Raw genomic sequence first — 414 nt, 5'->3', positions numbered from 1 at the left:
GGTGATGAGAAGTACTTTGAAGAGGCACTGGAGCGTTTTTTAACGTCAACACGCCCATCCTATGCCAAAGCATATGAGTTCTATTCAGATAGTATCATCCTCGCAAATGAGACAATTGTTGAGGGTAAGATCTCTAAGCTGACGTACGAAGGGTTTAAAAAACGACTAAAGTCTTTACCTCCATACATGGTGGCGGTGGGTCGTTATGGGCAATATTTTGCCGACCTTTGGTTCAGGTATTTTGATGCTCACGAGCCCCCAACAAGAGTTTTGCAACGTGTTGAAATCGATCACACCCCCCTAGATGTTATTTTAATAGATGACGAGTTACTTGTTCCTTTGGGCCGCCCTTACTTAACTTTGCTGGTTGATGTCTTCAGTGGTTGTATTATTGGTTACCACATTGGCTTTAAA

The 414-nt window shown here is 42.8% G+C and carries 1 pseudogene; it reads left to right on the top strand.

Annotated elements, in window-relative coordinates:
- Positions 1 to 414 (top strand): annotated as a pseudogene (locus AB4486_RS24240) (transposase); the annotation flags it as partial.

Source organism: Vibrio sp. 10N.222.55.C6, assembly GCF_041473395.1.
GTDB classification, from domain to species: Bacteria; Pseudomonadota; Gammaproteobacteria; order Enterobacterales; family Vibrionaceae; genus Vibrio; species Vibrio crassostreae_C.
Note: the sequence above shows the minus strand (reverse complement) of the source record. Positions and strands in the feature narration are given on the sequence as shown.